Below are 15,452 nucleotides of genomic sequence, written 5' to 3' on the forward strand. Positions count from 1 at the left end.
GGAACCGATGATGACCGGAGGCCCCAACTCTTCCTAGAGCAATGCCTTACCGACCCGCCCCGAGCCCTCTTCCGCACGGCGTTGGGTGCCACTGGCTCTGCCAGTGCCGAAGCTTGAATCGTCGTCCAATATGAGCGATCCGGCCTCCGGAAAAGCACTGGCGGAGCCAGTGGCACCCGGAGAAGATGCGATAGATGAATCAGTAGGAGAAGCCATGCAGACACCTGCCGAAGCTTTTCAGGCCTGGGTCCTACCGCTCGGCATCGGGGCGGTCGTGATCGTGGGATTGATGCTGGCCGCGTTCGGCGTCGTTCTGGCGATCGCGTCGATGCGAAATCGGTCGTCGGATCCGCTCGTCGCGGACGCGGTCCGTTGCGGAGCGTGCGGCGAACTCGTGCCGTCGGCGAAACCGGGCTGCCCCCGCTGCGGCGCCCGGACCGCGTGAGCGTTCGATTACCATGGAGTCCGCGCTGATCGCTCGTCGCGATCCGTCAGCGCGGCGACTCTTCCAGGGAACGCAACGATGGCCTCTTCGACCCGCGGCGCCGGACGCCTCTCCCGTCGGACTCTCTTCGCGCTGTTCGTATGGAGCGCTCTTCTGTCCGTCGTCGGCGCTGCCGCGCAGGCGCAGCAGGAAGCGATCATCCTTGCCCCGCCGCTACACATTCACGTCATCGCGGCGTGCAAGGAATACGAGGCGCCGGCCTCGCTCCAGCGTTGGGCGAAGGCGTACGCGGCGCAGGGGGATGTCCGCTTCACGTTCTCGATCGGCGAGGACGGCGACGAGGATCTGCCGAACCTGGACGAGGTCGCGAAGGCCGATCTGGTCGTGCTGTTCGCGAGGCGCCTGAAGTTGAAGCCCGAACCGCTGGCGAAGATCGCCGCGCGCTGGGAAGCGGGAAAGCCGATCCTCGGTATGCGAACGGCCAGCCACGCGTTCGACAACGAGACGAACGCCCTGCTCGACGGCCAGGTCTTCGGCGGCGCCTATCAGAACCACCTCGGCGATCTGCCCGTCGAAGTCACGATCCGCGAATCGGCGAAAGAGAGTCCGCTGCTCGAAGGGGTCAAGCCCTTCGCTTCGAGCAAGCTCTACAAGCAGGGCGAACTCTCGGAGAAGGCGACGGTCCTGCTCGACGGTCGCACGGGCGACGAGACCTACCCCGTCGCGTGGACGCACGAGTTTCGCGGCGGGCGGATGTTCTACACGTCGCTCGGCGTGCAGACCGACTTCGACGATCCGAACTTCCAGCGCCTGCTCGATAAGGCCGTGCAGTGGTTGACGGCGAAGCCGTAGCTCATCGCGATCAGAGCGAACCGCAATCCGCGAAGGTCGTCCCCGGCAATGCCTGAATTCCTTCGACGAACTTGCCGAAATGTTCGGCGGTCGTTCGATGGATGTCGTGCGCCAGTACGACGCTCCGCTCCTTGTTTCGGATCTGATCGAGGCCGTGCCGAACCCACCGGTCCGGCTGATACTCGTCGTTCCAATCGACGGTGTCGACGTTCCACAGAATGGACTCGTATCCCAGCTCCTCGGCGATCGCTTCGACCGCACGGCTCGTCGCTCCGTAGGGCGGGCGGAAGAGCTTCCTCTCGGGCAAGAAGTCTTCAATCAGGCCTTCGCACTCGGAAATTTCCTCGCGAACCTGATCCGGCTTCAGTTTCGTGAGGTCCTGGTGCGAGTAGGTGTGATTGCCGATGCAATGACCCTCGTCGACGGCTCGCTTCAGCAGGTCGACGCCATGCCGTCGGACGTTGGCGCCGAGAACGAAGAAGGTCGCCCGGGCGCCGGCCGCCTTGAGCACGTCGAGAATCGTCCTGGTGTGCGCGGGATGCGGCCCGTCGTCGAAGGTGAGATGGACCGTTCTCGCGATCGCCTTTTCATCGCCCACGGCCTGCCCGCCGAGCATCGCCGCCGAGAGCGCTGCGACGTTGAACGTTCGCCGGTTCATGCACGTCATGGGAAGCCCCTTCGAGGTTTGCGCTGATCGTCTCGCTTCGATCAGCGGCAAGGACAGCACGGCGAAACGAGGGATCGTTCCGAAGGCCGTGCGTCGTCGATCACACGTAGTGCTGCACCAGCGGCTTAACGAAGATCTCGGGCACGTGCGCGCGGGGAGGCAGCGACGCGATCGCGACCACCAGGTCCGCGACGTCGGAGGGGAGCAGCATCGAGGCGCGGCGCTCTTCGCTGACCGGCGCGGGGCGCTGTTCGAGCAGCGGCGTATCGACCTCGCCCGGGTAGACGTTGGTGATGCGGATGCCCCGGGGAGCGAGCTCGTTGCCGACCGACGTGCCGAGCGCGGTCGCGGCGAACTTCGACGCGCAGTAGGCGATGCCGCCCAGTTCGAGCGCCCGTTTGCCGGCGATCGACGAGACGTTGACGATCAGCCCCCGCTTACGCTGCAGCATGGGGGGCAGTACGGCATGCAGGCAGTTGTAGGGACCTGTCGCGTTGATCGCCATCACGCGATCCCACTCCGCGGGGTCCATCTCCGTCATGGAACGCTGCTTGATGTTGATCCCGGCGCACATCGCCAGGATTTCGATCGGCCCCTCGGCCTCGCGTTCGCGAAAGAAGCGTTCGGTCGCCGCCCGGTCGGCGACGTCGAGAATGCCGCAGGCCGCCTCGCCGCAGTCGTTCAGCCCGGCCAGCGCCTGCCCGAGCTTGGCGAGCGCCTGCTCGAGCACGTCGGCCCGGCGCCCCGCGATGCAGACCTTCGCGCCGGCCTTGCAGAACGCTTCGGCGATGCCGAGTCCGATCCCGGTACCGCCGCCCGTGACGACGACCTGTTGCCCCTTCAGCGAACTCATGAATGCGAACTCTAGCGAGCGAGGGAGAGCCTGACGACGAAGCGTCGCATTGTAGAAGGTCTCCTCCCCGTCGCCAGCTAACTAGAAGTCGCACGCGAAGCGAAGGCCGCTGGTCCAGAAGTTTCCGGAGGTGAAGCCGGCGACCGGCTCGCGATCGTAGATCTCGCCGTAGCCGAGGTCGTACTGCAGCTTGGCGTGGGCAGTCCAGTGCCAGTTGAGCGCCAGCGTCGCGTTCTGTTCGGTTCCGCCGAGGATATCCTCGTCCGTCAGATCGATGTACGAATAGCGAGCGCCGACGTTCCACGCTCCCCAGCCTCTGCGTTCGCAGGGTTTCCAGGGGGTCCAGGGGTTGAACGGTTCCAGGCGACCCAGTTGCGCGGTATCCCGATCCCACGGAATGTGTTCGCCGGTGAGGGTATAGGAAACGTAAACGTATCCGCCGTGGAATCGCAGATCTTCCGGAGCGCCGGCGACGACGTCGTTGCGCTGGACCCAATTCGTCATCCACTCGCCGACGACCTGTAGAGGGCCTTCGTTATAGACGGCCTCCAGTCCAGCGATTTCATACCATTCGGCGCCGGCGATTCTGCCGGTATCGACCCAGCGGCTGTCCGAGCGGGCCTCAGGACGAGCTCGAAATCTCGCCTCGTTTTCGTTGGTATCGGCGTCCGTAGCGTCGCCGTCCGGATGCGCCACCATGATCGAAGAGCCGAAGTACGCGTACTGGCGCCCTTCGCATGCCCAGAGGAAGGTGTTCCCCAGCCGGCCATTTCCGGAGAGCTGCATCGAGTCTCCGATGACGCGTCCGTCGTCTTGCGGATTTTCGAGCGTGAAGAGCCCGTACTGCCAGACCCAAGTCTGCTGGTCGGATACGCCCCACATGCAGGCGCCCAGACGTCGAGCGTCTTCGTCGTCGCCGTCAGCGATCGTCGGTCGCTCCATGAAGACGTTGTATCGGCTGCTGTTCCACTGATCGAGCGACAACGGACGCTTCTGTAGGCCTACCAGCAACTTCTGGTTGAACGCCAGATTGTCGAAGCCCAGGTAAACGTCCTTGAACTCAGGCTCTGACGGATTGTTGAATTCGATCTGCATGCGATAGAAGAGATCCTGCGGGATCGTTCCGGAGATCTCCAATCGAACTCGTCGGAAGGCGATGCGATCCTCCGGATCCGTGCCGTAGTTCGCGGCCGTCGGATCGCTATGTTCGAAGAACCCGATTCCTTCGCTGTTGTCGTGGAAGTTCCAATAATCGAGCTGAATGCGCCCGTTGATCTTCATCGTGGGCTTTTCAGCGTCCGCCTCCTTCTTTTCCTTCTGGGCGTCCTGGAACTCGCTCCAGTCTTCTTCGAGCGAACCGAAGCGCTTCTCCAATTCCTCCAGCGCTTTGAGTCGCTCTTCGAGATCGGTATCGAGCGAGCCGTCCTGCGATGCGTTCCCGGTCGGAGGCACAGGCGGCGACAGAACGGAGTCTTCCGCCGCCGACTGGCTGACGAAGGCGCTCGGTCCGTAGTACGGAAACGACTGTCCCTGAACCGCAGCGGCGATCAGCGACGACGCCGAGAACGCGCAGACCAGCGACGAACGCATGAACGATTGACGCACCTGTACCGCTCCGACCGAAAGAGAGGCTCGTTCGGCTGACGCCGATCCCTCCCTCTTTTCGGACGTTGCGGGAAATGCGCGTTAATCTGATGCAAATCTTAACAATCGGATCCAGGGCGATCTAAGTCTCTGACGCTGCGTCGGTTACGGACGTTCAAGCGGTCTCGGATGGCTTCCGCACAGTGACTGGCTCAGTCGGGTCGCGCCGCGCGTGCGGGTGGTAACGATCGGAGGGAAGCGGACTACTTGGCCGCGCCATCCGGCGAAGCGTCACGATCGGCAGAATCCGCAGCGTCGCGCGCCTCCTGAAGCGCTTCCCGGATGGAGAAGACGACCGGCACGCCGACCTCCATCTCGACCGCCAGGCCGAACCGCAGCGCGGGCTGAAACGTCCAGCGCCGAACCGCTTCTTCCGCGGCAGCATCCAGCAGCGCGGAGCCGCTGCTCTGGGCGATCGCCGTCGTGAGGACGGTCCCCGTGCGGCTCACCTTCGCTCGCACGATGGTCCGCCCCTCGAGGCCCTGCTCCAGCGCGGCGGTCGGATAGACCGGCGGCGGGTTGCGCACCAGTTGCGGCAGAGCCTCGGCTTCGGCGCCGAGCCGAACTTCGGACGCGATCTGCGAGGGCGAGTCGACCGCATGCGATCGGGCCGTACGGTAGGCGTCGGCGACTCGCTCCGCCGCGCGCGGCGCGGTCGAATCCTGTCGCCGGGCGAGCGGACGCACGGCGGGCTGCTTCGCCGAGGGAGACTCGCCCGGCGGGGCGAGCTTCGTCGGCTCGCCCTTCTCCGAAAGGACGACGGTTGGCGCCGCGATCGTACGGCTCACGTTCACGGGGGCGGCGGTGAGCAGATCGTGCGACTCGGCCGCGTCCTCTTCGGAGTCGCTCTCTTCGCGCAGCAGCGACTCGGTCAGTTTCTGCGGACGAACGACGACCTCCGCGCTCGGCTCGCTCGCTTTCGACGCGAACGCCAGCGTCAGTTCGATGCTCGCCCGATCGCGCGGGAGAGCGAACAGGCGGACCGATTCGTTCGTGGCGACATAGTAAAGCGCGGGCGCAGCCGCCGCATGGACGTACGCGCTGACGAAGAGTCCCACGCCGAGAACTTCCAGCGCGAACCGGCGATGAGCCGGCGCCTGGGAAGTCGCTTCCTCGGGAAGTTCGAAGGACTGCGTCATGACTCGTTCGCAAGACGCCTCAGACTGTCAGCCGCCGATCGCGGGCGATCACTTTCCAGGGCGAGTCGATCTGTCCGTTCCTGACGACGACCATCTCCCGGTGGAGCGCTGAACTGGGGCAGATGTGCCAGGGAATGCCGAAGATCCCCTGCCCGATCGCCAGATCGAATCCGACGGGTCGCTCGAGCACGAGATGTTCCTCGTTCTGCATCGCGATGGTCGCATCGGGAAAGGCGGGGAAGAACAGCCGTTTCTCCATCGGCGGATCGCTGGCGACGGACTTGCTTCCCGCATCGAACGTCAGCCGCGTCGGAGAGGGCCGACTGATCGCCCGAGTGAAGATCGCTGCCGCGGGCTCGAACGGCAGGTCGGGAAAGGTTCGGCGGTAGCCTTCGTCCCAGAATGACGTCGTCCCGGGGCTGAGCCGCAACGCCGGATCGTCGAAGGTCGCCCAGACCGGGAAGGAACCCGTCCCGCCGACGACGAGCTCTTCGACGGCGTGTCCCGCGCGAACCAGTCCGTCGCGGAAGGCTCCGATTCGGTCCCGCAACTTCGAGACTTCGACGGTTCGTTGCGTTACGTCCGCTTCGCGACGATGACCGTCATAAACGTGGAGTCCGCGTGCCCGAACGGCGTCGCTCCGATCCATAAGAGCGTACAGATCCGACCCTCGTTCGTCGAGCGGCGCGCCGGTGCGGCCGAGCCCCGTCTCGACGTCCAGGAACAGGTCGATCGTCGCGTTTCGTTTTCTTGCCGCCGCTTCGACGAAGGCCAGGTTCTCCGCCGAATCGACGAGCGCCGAGAACCGCACGCCGGGATGACGCTCCCGCAGGTCGAGCATCCGATTCGCGTTCGGCCCGACCAGCGGATAGGCGAGCAGCACGTCCCCCGCGCCGGCGTCGGCGAGCGCCTCGCACTCGGCGATCGTGGCCGCTTTGTGGGCGAGAACGCCCCGTTCGACGTACAGCCGCGTCACTTCCAGCGTTTTGTGCGTTTTGCAGTGCGGACGCAGCCGCTCGGGTCGTCCGGCGATCTGAATCGTCTTTTCGACGTTCGCGACGACGGTTTCGTAATCGACGACCAAAGCCGGCGACAGGACTTCGTCGAAGATAGGGCAGGCGATCTGGTCGAACCGCATCGTCTGAGGCGCGTCTTTATCTTGGCGGAAGAATCTGGGTGGCGCCGGTTGTCTCAACCGGCGTCCGCGAAGCGGATCGGAGGCCTCGGGATCGACGTGAACCGACGGGTTCGGTCACCCATTCCTGTCGTCCTCGAAATCGAATCGCGAACGTCGCGTGGGATCGGTCCTGAGGCCTCCGACGGGCTGCGCCCGCGCTGGTTGGGGCAACCAGCGCCACCCGGGCTAGCAGCCGAACTGCACCGTGCGGCCAGCGGCTCCGCCCTGTCCGAAACCCTGAAGCTTTCCTATCTTAGACGCTTTCCATCACGCGGGCGAAGGGTCGAAAGGTCCGAGGCATTGCGCGCTCGGGATCGGCTTTTCCGCTGAACGAAGGAACTCTCCGTATGCTGACCGTATCGCTCCCGAACGGCGATCGGAAGACCTATGACCGCCCCGTCACCGCCGGCGACGTCGCCGCGGAAATCGGCGCGCGTCTGGCCAAGGCGGCCGTCGCCGCGCAGGCGAACGGCAAGATCGTCGGCCTGACCGAGACGCTTCCGACCGAGGGCGAGGTCTCGCTGCGACTGCTGACCGAGAAGGATCCCGAAGCGCTCGGCGTCCTGCGGCACTCCTGCGCGCACGTGATGGCCCGCGCGGTCATGCGGCTGTACGACGGCGTGCTGCTGGCGTTCGGTCCCACCACCGGCAGCGGCTACTACTACGACATCGACTGCGAAACTCCGATCACCCAGGACGACTTCCCGGCGATCGAGGCGGAGATGCAGAAGATCGTCGACGAAGACGAGCCCTTCGAACGGCTGGAGCGCAGTCGCGAGGAGGCTCTCGCCGTCTGCGAGAGCCTGGGGCAGTCGTTCAAGGTCGAGCATATCGAGACCGAACTGGCCTCGCACCCGAGTCTGTCGTTCTATCGCCAGGGGGAGTTCATCGACCTCTGCCGCGGACCGCACATCCCTTCGGCAGGACGCATCGGCGCGTTCAAGCTGACCAGCGTCGCGGGCGCCTACTGGAAGGGCGATTCCAACCGTCAGCAGTTGCAGCGTCTGTACGGCACGGCCTTCTTCGACAAGAAAGCGCTCGACGAGCATCTGGAGCGGCTCGAAGAAGCCAAGAAGCGCGACCATCGCGAACTGGGCAAACGGCTCGACCTGTTCACGATCAGCCCGCTGGTCGGTTCGGGGTTGATCCTGTGGATGCCGAAGGGGGCGACCGTCCGCGGCGAACTCGAATCGTTCATCAAGGACGAGTTGAAGAAGCGTCGGTACCAGCCGGTCTATACGCCGAACATCGGGCGGATCGAGCTGTACGAGACCTCGGGGCATTATCCGTACTACGCCGATAGCCAGTTCCCGCCGATCGAGGTGGACCAGAACGAGCGCTATCTGCTCAAGCCGATGAACTGCCCGCACCACATCCAGATCTACAAGGCCCGGCCGCGGACCTATCGCGATCTGCCGCTCCGGCTGGCGGAGTTCGGGTCGGTCTATCGCTTCGAGCAGTCGGGCGAACTGTCGGGCATGACTCGCGTCCGCGGCTTCTGCCAGGACGACGCCCACATCTTCTGCACCCCGGACCAGGTCGCCGACGAGTTCCGCGGCTGCATCGAGATGACGCAGCTCGTCCTCGACTGCCTGGGGATGAAGAACTACCGCGTGCGGCTCGGTCTGCGCGATCCGAAGAGCGACAAGTACGTCGGCGGCGACGAACTGTGGGACAACGCCGAGCGTTCGATTCGCGAGGTCTGCGAGAGCGTCGGCATCCACGCGACCGCCGAGCAGGGCGAAGCGGCGTTCTACGGTCCCAAGGCGGACTTCGTCGTGACCGACTGCATCGGGCGGGAATGGCAGCTCGGCACGGTGCAGCTCGATTACAACCTGCCGAGCGCGGCCCGGTTCGACCTGGAATACACCGGAACGAGCAACTCCGCCGAGAAGCCGGTGATGATTCACCGCGCGCCGCTGGGATCGTTCGAGCGGTTCGTGGGCGTGCTGATCGAGCACTTCGCGGGGGCGTTCCCGCTGTGGCTGGCGCCGGAACAGGTCCGCATCCTGCCGGTCAGCGAGAAGTCGACCGAATACGCGAAGGAAATCGAGAACGCGCTGTTCGCCGAGGGCTTCCGCGTCTCGGCGGATTACCGATCGGAAAAACTGGGTTCCAAGATCCGGGATGCGCAGCTCGAACTGATTCCTTACATGCTGGTCGTGGGCCCGCGGGACGCCGAATCGGGCACCGTTTCGGTTCGCGATCGCATCGAAGGAGATCTGGGCGCCATGCCGCTCGACGCGGCGATCGCCCACCTGAAGAAGGAAGTGGCCGAGAAACGCGTCCGCCAGACGTTCAGCGCCGCTCCCGCACCTCCGGCGACCGAATCGGCGGCGGCGAACGAGTACTGATTCGACTTTTGGCGAGCGGAGGGCGTGAGCCCTCCGTGTTTTTCGCGTCTGCGATCGGCCCGGGCACGGAGGGCTTACACCCTCCGCTCGCCAGGAGCTACGCTTTACGGGTTACTCGGATTCGTCCGTCTTGAGGAGTCGTTCTTCTTGACGAATAGAATTCGATTGCGGCATACTTGCCGGTACGGTGCGGCGATTCCGCCGCTGTTTTCGCGTTCGGCGCGACGCCATATTCCACGGCGAGCGGCTGAACGCCACGATTCCTCTGCACGAAAGGGCGCCTGAGATCGACCGCCAACAGACTCGAGTGAACGAACAGATCCGCATCACCCCGATCCTGGTGATCGGCGAAGAAGGTCAGAAACTGGGCGTGATGGCCACGCTTGCGGCTCTCACTCGTGCTCGCGAACTGGAACTCGACCTGGTCGAGGTCTCGCCGACGGCGAAGCCTCCCGTTTGCCGGATCATGGATTACGGCAAGTACAAATATGAAAAGGGGAAGAAGCAGCGCCACGCGCCGCAGGCCAAGCTGAAGGAAATCCGCCTGCGTCCCAAGACCGGCGACCATGACATCGAATTCAAGGTCAAGCAGGCCAAGGGCTTCCTGGAACACAAGGACAAGGTGCAGGTAACCGTCGTCTTCCGCGGACGCGAGCTGGCGCACATCGAAGAGGGCCGCCGCGTGATGGACGAGGTCATCAAGGATCTCGCCGACATCGGCAAGCTCGAGTCGCCGCCGCAGCAGAACCAGAAGCGAATGATCTGCACGATCGCCCCGAAGGCATAACGCCGGGCCTGTGTGCCATGGCTGGCTTGCCCAGCCGTGCCGAACGGCGACGCGAAACTGCACGGCTGGACGAGCCAGCCGTGGCGCTCGGAGAAGCGACCCGGTCCAGGGAACTCGTTCCTTCAGGCGCTCTCCGCCGGAACCGGGGGCGAAGCGATCGCCCGATCCCGCAGCTTCGCGAGGAGACGCGCGAACAGGGCCCGCGTCTCCTCCGCCATCGCGGCCTCGTTGAGACGTCCGAGCACGCCGCGTCGTCCCTCTTCCGACCACCGCCGCAGACGGTCTTCGTCCGCCAGCGCGTCGTGCAGGGCGTTCGCCAGCGCGGTCGGTTCGTTCGCCTCGAACAGGCGGCCCCCTTCGACCCGGGCGAGCATCTCGGGAAAGGCGCCGTGGTCCGGAACCACCACCGGCAGACCGAGCGCCATCGCCTCGAGCGCGTAGAGCCCCTTCGGCTCTTCGAAAGTCGCCGGTACGGAGAAGAGCGACAGCGAACGGAGGAACTCCACCTTCGCCGCCCGGTCGAGTTCCCCGTGATACTTCCAAAGTCCGCCGAGACCGGCGGCGTCGAGCTTCTTCCACTGCTCGTTCGCGTAGTCCCTGCGGTGGTCGCCCAGCCACCCTGCGACGTGAAGTTCCACGTCGTTCGTGCCTGGTAACTGCTTAAGGCGAATGAACGCGTCGACCAGCAGGTGCAGGCCCTTCTCCGGCGCCAGCCGCGCGAGGTAACCGATCTTGCGTGGCGGCGCGGACAGATTCCGCCTGGGTTCGACGGCCGAAAGTTCCCGCGTATCGAGGCCCAGCGGGACGACGTGCAGCTTGTCCGGCGGAATGGCGAAGCGATCGCCCATCTTGCGGGCGTAGAACTCCGAATGGACGAGGAAGCCGTCGATGTGGCTGACGAGCCGGCGGATCTCTTCGACGCACCGGGACTGAAAGGGCTCGGGAAGCTCGTCCAGAAAGACGTCGTCCCCCTGCAGCGTCGCGACGATCGCGGCCCGCGGGAGCTTCTCGCGGATCGCCGGGACGCTCCCCGCGATCAGGACGTTGGAGAGGCAGACGACGTCCGGAGACTCTTCGCCGAGCCACGCGGCTAGCTTCTCGACCTCCCGCCGCTGATGGCCGTGCCGCCCCTGCAGCATCGAGACGGCGAGCGCGCCGAGATCCCGGTAGTTCATCGTCGCCGAGCCCGACGTCGCCCAGCGGAGGAGCGCCGGACTTTCGAGGAGCCGATCGACGAACGCGGGCAGATGCCGAAACAGGGGGACACGCTGCTGCAGAAAAACGCTGACGCCGCTGAAGAAGACGCGGTCGATGCTGACGTTCCCCTCGTCGGTCCTTATCGGCGTGTAGAGCGGGACGAGCATCGCGTCGACGCCGATCCGCTGCAGCGCAGCCGCGAGCGCGTTGTCGTGCATGCAGCTTCCGCAGAACATGCCGGCGGCCCCGGCAGTGAGATAGACCGCTTTCATAGACGCTCCTGCGGCGCCGCGACGTTGTGCGAACCGTCCATCTTCGGGTACAGGACGAAGCGTTCGGCGCCGTCGCGGCTCTTGGTCGTAACTGTCGCATTATCCGCAGCCGCGACCGCGGGACCAACCGGCGTGGTTCCATCCATGGCGGCGGATGGACAAGGCGCCGCGGGCGGGCGATTGGCCGAATCCCGCCCTCGTCGCAAGAATGCAGAAGCGACTCGAAACGAAAATAGCGGGAGAGACGGCGTGCGACGGCGAATCGAATCGACGATCATCGGAATTGCGGCAGCGGCGTGCGCCTCGCTCGTTCCTGGACGGACGACGCACGCGGCGACGCCGCCTGAGGTCGTGCAGGAGCACGGAGACGTGAAGGGGCAGGAGCCCGAGTTCGGACAGGAGCAGGAGACGGAACCGATGACGCTTCGCGGATCGGACGCGACCGGTTCGGTCGGCGAGGAGGCCGTGAAGGCGACTCGCCCCTGGAACTGGAGCGTCGCCTACTTCGCGCTGGGCGAATCGCAATTCTGGTCCGACGAATCGGAGCGGGCCGGCTACCGCATTCAACGGAACTCGGAAACCAAGAGCTATCGCCTGGTCTCCCCCACCGGAAAGCGACTGGTCTCCGGAGACTTCAAAACGTGCCGCGCGCATCTTGATCGCATCGCCGCGGACGAGGGTCTTCCTCCGCACGAGCGGGAGGTCGTGATCTGCCTGCATGGGCTCTGCCGGACCCGGGGGAGCATGGCCTCGCTCGCCCGCACGATCGAGGAAGAGACGGGTCTCGAAACGATCAACATCGGCTACGCCAGCAGTCGCGAACCGATCGACGCGCATGCCGCGTCGCTCGAACGGATGCTGGAACGGATGCCCGAGGTCGATCGGGTCCACTTCGTCGGCCACAGCATGGGGAATCTGGTCGTCCGGCGGTTTCTGGCGCGCCGGGCTTCGGGCGTTTCGACCGCGACGAAGCCGGAGATCGGGCGCATCGTGATGATCGCGCCGCCGAACCAGGGATCGCGGGTCGCAGGCTTCTTCGCGAAGAACCCGCTGTTCGGCATGATCTGGGGGAAGAGCGGCAAGGAGATCGCCGGCTGGACCAGCGAGCTGCAGCGCGAACTCGAAATCCCCGACGGCGTCGAATTCGGAATCATCGCCGGCACGAACGAGTGGGGTCAGGGCTACAACCCGCTGCTCTCGGGCAACGACGATCTGATCGTCTCCGTCGACGAGACCAAGCTTCCCGGCGCCGCGGACTTCCGCGCGACGCCCGCGCTGCACTCCTTCATCATGCATGACAAGAGCGTCAAGCAGCTGACGACCCGCTTCCTGCAGACGGGGCTGTTCGGATCGCCGGAAGAAGCTCTCCCGCTGCCGAAGGCGACCGGCGTCGCCGAAGCGCAGGCTCAATCCGCGGAGGAGCGGCTGTAACGGTCGGCGCCTCATTGCGCGGATCGTTCACTCGACCGGGGATTCCTCCGGCTGAACGGAACGCGGCAACGCGAAGAGCGCCGGGGCGACCGCGGTGAGCCCGATCAGGAAGTAGTAGAGCGCGCCCGTCAGCGAGTCTCGCCGGAACAGGATTTCAGGCGGGGTCATCCCTCGCGACGAGAGGCCGACGGCGACCTCGGCGAGCAGAAACGACGCCGCAGCGGCGACTCCCGCGGCGAAGAGCTCCTTCCAGGTCAGTCGGCGGAAGATCCGGCTGACGATCCCTGCCGCGAGGAGGATCGCCACGAGCATGGCCGGCCCCTCCGCGAGTTCAGCGTTGCGCGGTCCCAGTTCCGGGGCCACGGCGGCCGCACGAACGACGCTTAGCGCGTAACTCGCGCCGAAGATCAGGGCGAAGTACAGGAGCGCGGCCCCCACGAGTCGCAACGGCGTCATCGGGCGGCCAGCGATCGGAGCGAAAGGCTGATCAGTCAGAAGGCCTGATCAGGGGAAAGTTCGATCAGGTAGCGTAGGCCGACCGCCCGCTTGCGGAAGACCCCGTTCTGCGATCGATCTTCCCGCCGGCGGCGCCGAATCACGATACGTCGTCGGTCTCGGCGAGGTACACGATCAGGGGTGGCCCGGGCTTCTGGGTGGCCGCGATTGCTGTGCAATCGGGGCGGCGTCAGCCGCAAGAGGTAGGCGGCCGGACCTTCGATCGCAACGTGCGGATTGCAAACGGCGACCGCTACAGGGTGGCGCCGGTTGTCTCAACCGGCGCGGGCGCAGCCCGTCGGAGGCCCCCGAGCGAATACGACGCAAGATCGCCGTTCTGCGTCGAGAGAACGCTTCGACGGAACCCGGCTGCGAGGATTCCGACGTGCCGCTGAGGCCTCCGATCCGCTGCGCGGACGCTGGTTGAGTCAACCAGCGCCACCCACTCGCCAATCAAGGCGCGCCCGGACGGAGCGCGTCGACGCCGAGGGCGGCGCGATAGGCGGACTCGGCCCGGAAGAAATCGCCCAGGGCTTCGTAGAACGCCGTCTCGGAATCGATCAGGTCCTGCTCGCGCAGATTGACCGTGAACAGCGTGCTGTCTCCGTTGTCGAAGGAGAAGCGCTCCAGTTCGACCAGTTGGGCGCTCCGGTCGCGGGCTCGCTGGGCACGCTCTGCCCGTTCGGCAGCGGCGACCATCGCGGACACGGCATCGCGCACTTCAGCCGCGATCGAGTCCTCGGCGTACTGCCGATCGCTCTCCAGCGCCATGATCCTGGCGCGGGCGGCCCGCATGCGGCCTGCCCCCTTACGGGCCTGGACGGGAAGTTCGACCGAGAGGCCTGCCTCGAGTTCGAAGGGCTTCTTGTCCCCGCTCGGAGTCGCGCGCTTGCCTACGTCCTGCGACGCGACCACGATTCCCTGAACGTCCGCCAGGGTCAGGTTCTCCCCCTGGGCCAGTTCGATGCGTTGTCGTTCGATATCGAGCGCGATCGCACGGAGTTCGGGCCGCTGTACCAGCGCCGACTGCACGTCGCGCTCGGCCTGCGTCCCGTCGAGTTGCGGCAATTCGGGGAACGCGGGCGGAAGCCACTCGATGGGAGGAATCACCGGATCGCCGGCCGGGGTTCGCAAGAACAGCGACAGCTTCAGCGCGGCGGCCTGCAACTTGCGCTCGGACGCGATCAGCTTTTCTTCCCGACGGGCGAGTCCCCGGTCGTTGTCGATCAGATCGATTTCGGCGACGTCCTGCTGGCGGAACCGCTCCTGGATCTGCAGCGTACGGATTCGAATCAGTTCCAGCAGCCGTTTCTGGATCAGGTACTGCTGCCCCGCTTCGACCCAGGTCCAGTAGGCGTACGACGCCTGCAGGGAATAGTCGAGCAGTTTCGACTGGATCTCCGGCTCGACGGCCTGTCGGTCGACGCGAGCGGTCCAGAGCTTCGCCCGCCACTCGTCGATCGACCGATTCCGCCAGAGCGGGACGCCGACCGCGGCCTGGAATTCGCCTCCCTGGTCGGTCTGTCGTTCCTTGTACCAGGGCTCGAACTCGCCTCGCCCCGCACGGTACTGGAACGCCGAGTAGCCCCCCTGATTCCAGGGCTGCTCGACGCCGAGTTTCGACTGGTAGTTTTCGTAATAGCCGAGCGGCTGGGCGATATGCTCGCCCTTTAGCTTGGTATCCCACTCGCCGAGAGCTTCGAGAGTCTTGCCCTCGTAGACCGCCCGCTTCCAGAGCGCCGCTTCGGTCAGCGGAAACGTTTCCACCAGCGACACGAGGACGTCTTCGAGCGCCAGCGGTCGCTCCTGGCCGAACGGCATCGCGACGGCGCCGGCAGGAGCGGCGAACTCCGGAAGCTCGCGCTCGACGGGGGCCGCTTTTTCGGCTCCTGCGGCAGCGGGGTCCTGCGGAGAAGGGAGCAGGTCCGCGGCGCCTCCGCTCGCGCCCGCGCCAGCGCCTCGGTCATCGCCAGGAGGAAGCGGCTCCTGGGCGGCGACGAGCTGCACCTCGGGCTGAACTTGCTCAGGCGGGGCCGCCTCAGACGGCGTTTCGGGGGCGCCGATCGATGTCGCAGGTTCCGGCGTCGATGTGCGCAGCGCCGCGTCGGGTTCCAGCGGAGCGCCGGACATCCGACATCC

General features: G+C 65.5%; 14 protein-coding genes. 5 read left to right on the forward strand and 9 right to left on the reverse strand.

Going from position 1 to position 15,452, the window contains the following annotated elements; all coding sequences use genetic code 11:
• Nucleotides 1-214: 214 nt before the first annotated feature.
• Nucleotides 215-445 carry a hypothetical protein gene (locus tag SH602x_RS02985; protein ID WP_479475391.1) on the forward strand — a complete coding sequence of 77 codons (231 nt, stop codon included), beginning with the start codon at nt 215-217 and terminating at the stop codon, nt 443-445.
• A 78-nt stretch (nt 446-523) separates the two neighbouring features.
• The gene (locus SH602x_RS02990) at nt 524-1,297 is read left to right on the forward strand and encodes a ThuA domain-containing protein (RefSeq protein ID WP_479475392.1); all 774 of its coding nucleotides are present in this window, start codon (nt 524-526) and stop codon (nt 1,295-1,297) included.
• Between the two features lie 10 nt (nt 1,298-1,307).
• Here SH602x_RS02990 and SH602x_RS02995 read toward each other — a convergent pair whose 3' ends face one another.
• From SH602x_RS02995 to SH602x_RS03015, 5 genes are all read right to left on the reverse strand, one after another.
• A complete protein-coding gene (locus SH602x_RS02995) occupies nt 1,308-1,964 on the reverse strand; it encodes a polysaccharide deacetylase family protein (RefSeq protein ID WP_479475393.1) in 657 nt (218 codons plus the stop codon).
• A gap of 100 nt (nt 1,965-2,064) precedes the next feature.
• The gene (locus SH602x_RS03000) at nt 2,065-2,817 is read right to left on the reverse strand and encodes an SDR family oxidoreductase (protein WP_479475394.1); all 753 of its coding nucleotides are present in this window, start codon (nt 2,815-2,817) and stop codon (nt 2,065-2,067) included.
• Nucleotides 2,818-2,898: 81 nt separating this feature from the next.
• Nucleotides 2,899-4,422 carry an OprO/OprP family phosphate-selective porin gene (locus SH602x_RS03005; RefSeq protein WP_479475395.1) on the reverse strand — a complete coding sequence of 508 codons (1,524 nt, stop codon included), beginning with the start codon at nt 4,420-4,422 and terminating at the stop codon, nt 2,899-2,901.
• Between the two features lie 242 nt (nt 4,423-4,664).
• Entirely contained in the window at nt 4,665-5,600 is a 936-nt protein-coding gene (locus SH602x_RS03010; RefSeq protein ID WP_479475396.1) for an energy transducer TonB, read from the reverse strand.
• Between the two features lie 19 nt (nt 5,601-5,619).
• A complete protein-coding gene (locus SH602x_RS03015; protein ID WP_479475397.1) occupies nt 5,620-6,738 on the reverse strand; it encodes a D-TA family PLP-dependent enzyme in 1,119 nt (372 codons plus the stop codon).
• Nucleotides 6,739-7,124: 386 nt separating this feature from the next.
• Between SH602x_RS03015 and thrS the strand changes: the two genes are divergently transcribed.
• Nucleotides 7,125-9,131 carry a threonine--tRNA ligase gene (gene thrS, locus SH602x_RS03020; RefSeq protein WP_479475398.1) on the forward strand — a complete coding sequence of 669 codons (2,007 nt, stop codon included), beginning with the start codon at nt 7,125-7,127 and terminating at the stop codon, nt 9,129-9,131.
• 286 nt (nt 9,132-9,417) lie between these two features.
• Nucleotides 9,418-9,918 carry a translation initiation factor IF-3 gene (gene infC / locus SH602x_RS03025; protein WP_479477090.1) on the forward strand — a complete coding sequence of 167 codons (501 nt, stop codon included), beginning with the start codon at nt 9,418-9,420 and terminating at the stop codon, nt 9,916-9,918.
• Nucleotides 9,919-10,040: 122 nt separating this feature from the next.
• Here infC and SH602x_RS03030 read toward each other — a convergent pair whose 3' ends face one another.
• Together SH602x_RS03030 and SH602x_RS03035 are read right to left on the reverse strand one after the other, a co-directional pair.
• Nucleotides 10,041-11,387 carry a glycosyltransferase family 4 protein gene (locus SH602x_RS03030; protein ID WP_479475399.1) on the reverse strand — a complete coding sequence of 449 codons (1,347 nt, stop codon included), beginning with the start codon at nt 11,385-11,387 and terminating at the stop codon, nt 10,041-10,043.
• Nucleotides 11,384-11,533 carry a hypothetical protein gene (locus SH602x_RS03035; RefSeq protein WP_479475400.1) on the reverse strand — a complete coding sequence of 50 codons (150 nt, stop codon included), beginning with the start codon at nt 11,531-11,533 and terminating at the stop codon, nt 11,384-11,386. The genes SH602x_RS03030 and SH602x_RS03035 overlap by 4 nt, the downstream gene beginning before the upstream one ends.
• 103 nt (nt 11,534-11,636) lie before the next feature.
• On the opposite strand from SH602x_RS03035, the gene SH602x_RS03040 reads away from it, so the two are divergent.
• Nucleotides 11,637-12,818, forward strand: coding sequence for a hypothetical protein (locus tag SH602x_RS03040; protein WP_479475401.1), 1,182 nt, complete (start codon nt 11,637-11,639; stop codon nt 12,816-12,818).
• A gap of 27 nt (nt 12,819-12,845) precedes the next feature.
• Here SH602x_RS03040 and SH602x_RS03045 read toward each other — a convergent pair whose 3' ends face one another.
• Together SH602x_RS03045 and SH602x_RS03050 are read right to left on the reverse strand one after the other, a co-directional pair.
• Nucleotides 12,846-13,274 (reverse strand): hypothetical protein, encoded by a 429-nt coding sequence (locus SH602x_RS03045; RefSeq protein ID WP_479475402.1) that lies wholly within the window; start codon nt 13,272-13,274, stop codon nt 12,846-12,848.
• 492 nt (nt 13,275-13,766) lie between these two features.
• Complete coding sequence (locus SH602x_RS03050) at nt 13,767-15,443, reverse strand: TolC family protein (RefSeq protein ID WP_479475403.1); 1,677 nt, start codon at nt 15,441-15,443, stop codon at nt 13,767-13,769.
• Nucleotides 15,444-15,452 lie beyond the last annotated feature (9 nt).

The organism is Lignipirellula cremea (genome assembly GCF_056501455.1).